2 protein-coding genes and 1 pseudogene are annotated in these 1933 nt (G+C 67.9%); all 3 read left to right on the forward strand.

What is annotated here, in order from left to right:
- The coding region (locus FKP22_RS28735; RefSeq protein WP_141291539.1) for a DUF4178 domain-containing protein at positions 1-1072 on the forward strand (1072 nt) is incomplete at its 5' end.
- A 34-nt stretch (positions 1073-1106) separates the two neighbouring features.
- The gene (locus FKP22_RS28740; protein WP_141291541.1) at positions 1107-1328 is read left to right on the forward strand and encodes a DUF350 domain-containing protein; all 222 of its coding nucleotides are present in this window, start codon (positions 1107-1109) and stop codon (positions 1326-1328) included.
- Positions 1325-1933: pseudogene (locus FKP22_RS28745) on the forward strand (polyamine aminopropyltransferase); the annotation flags it as partial. The gene FKP22_RS28740 and the pseudogene FKP22_RS28745, both read left to right, overlap by 4 nt.

Raw genomic sequence — 1933 nt, forward strand, 5'->3', positions numbered from 1 at the left:
GCGCGGCGAGGTCGGCACGCTGGACGACGCCGAGGCCGGCCAGCTGCAATGGTCCATCGGCCGCTCGGTCGCGCTGTCCGAGCTGAAGCTGCGCGGCCTGCGCGAGGAAAACGAGAAGACGCTCGGCAGCAAGGGCTTCAGCTGCCCCAGCTGCGGCTTTGCGATCACGCTGAGCCTGTCGACCACGCAAAGCGTGAGCTGTCCGCAGTGCAAGGCCGTGGTGGACGTGTCCAAGGGGCCGGGTGCCGACCTGGCCTTCTACGCGCAGAACAACAGCGGCCCCGGCAACCTGCAGCCGCAGATCCCGCTGGGCCGCATCGGCAAGCTGGCCTTGGGCGCCGAGGGCGAACTGGACTGGCAGGTCGTCGGCTACCAGGAGCGCTGCGACCTGCCCGCGCCGGGCGACGACGACGAGCAGACCTTCTGGCGCGAGTACCTGCTCTATCACCGCACGGCAGGCTTCGCCTTCCTGGTCGATGCCGAAGACGGCTGGAGCTGGGTGCGACCGCTGACCGGCGCGCCGGTGGTGCAGGGCAGCACCGCCCGTCTGGAAGCGACGCGCTTCAAGCAGCGTTACCGCTACCAGGCCAAGGTCACCTGGGTGCTGGGCGAGTTCTATTGGCGCGTGCAGCGCGAGGAGCGCGCCGAGGTCACCGATTACGACGGCCCCGGTGGCGCCATGCTCTCGAGCGAGCGCACGGCCAACGAGGTCGTCTGGTCGCTGGGCAAGGCCTTGCCGGCGGATGCGGTCGCCAAGGCCTTTGGGCTGACCGGCCCGCAGGCCGCGGCGCTGCGCAGCGATGCCTCGCCGCTGTCCAGCCTCACCGGCAGCAAAGGCGTTGGCGGGCTCAGCCAGGGCGTGATCATCCTGGTGGTGGTGATCGTCGTGATCCTGCTGATGACCCGCTGCAGCAGCAGCGACGATTGCGCCCAGCAGCGCGCCACCTTTGGCGAGGCCAGTGCCGAGTACCAGCAATGCCGGCAGAACCAGCGCAGCCATGGCGGCGTGTTCGTCGGCGGCGGGGGCGGTTCGTTTGGCGGTTATTCCAGCGGCGGAGGCGGTCACAAATGACCACTGCCGTCCTCACTTCCTTGGAGAAAACACGATGAACCTCGAATGGCTGCACCCGGACGTGGTGCTGGGCTCGGTGCTGTACGCGGTGATCGGCGTGCTGGTGCTGTGGATCAGCTTTGCCGTCATCGACAAGCTCACCCCGTACAAGCTGTGGGAAGAGATCGTCGAGCACAAGAACGTGGCGCTGGGCATCGTCGTGGCGGGCATGTTCATCGCGATCGGGCAAATCGTGGCCGCCGCCATCCACGGATGAACGTTCTGGAGCCTCTGCACGAAGAGGTGCCTGAATCGGGCCGTGTGCAGCCGGCCGAAGTGCTGCTGCTCGCATCCGTTTTTGTCATCGCGGCCTGCGGTCTTGTCTATGAACTCGCCGCTGGTGCGCTCGCCAGCTACCTGCTCGGCGACTCGGTGCTGCAGTTCTCCACCATCATTGGCGGCTACCTGTTCGCGATGGGGCTGGGCTCGTGGCTGAGCCGGTACGTGGAGCGCCAGCTGGTGGCGAACTTCCTGCGCGTGGAGCTGCTGGTGGGCCTGGTTGGCGGGCTGATGCCGGCGGCGCTGTTCGCCTCGCATGCCAGCCTGCCGCCCACGGCCGGCGCCTCGTTCCGCGTGCTGCTGTACGGCCTGGTCGGGCTGGTGGGCGTGCTGGTCGGGCTGGAGATCCCGCTGGTCATGCGCATCCTGAAGCGCCAGTTCAGCCAGCGCTACGGCCTGAAGGACCTGGTCTCGCAGGTGCTGACCTTCGATTACCTGGGCGCGCTGGTCGTCGCCGTGGCCTTCCCGCTGCTGCTGGTGCCGCACCTGGGGCTGATCCGCACGGGCATCTTCTTCGGCCTGCTGAACGCGGTGGTGGCCGTC

It is taken from the genome of Ideonella azotifigens, assembly GCF_006519715.1.
Classification (GTDB): domain Bacteria; phylum Pseudomonadota; class Gammaproteobacteria; order Burkholderiales; family Burkholderiaceae_C; genus Ideonella; species Ideonella azotifigens.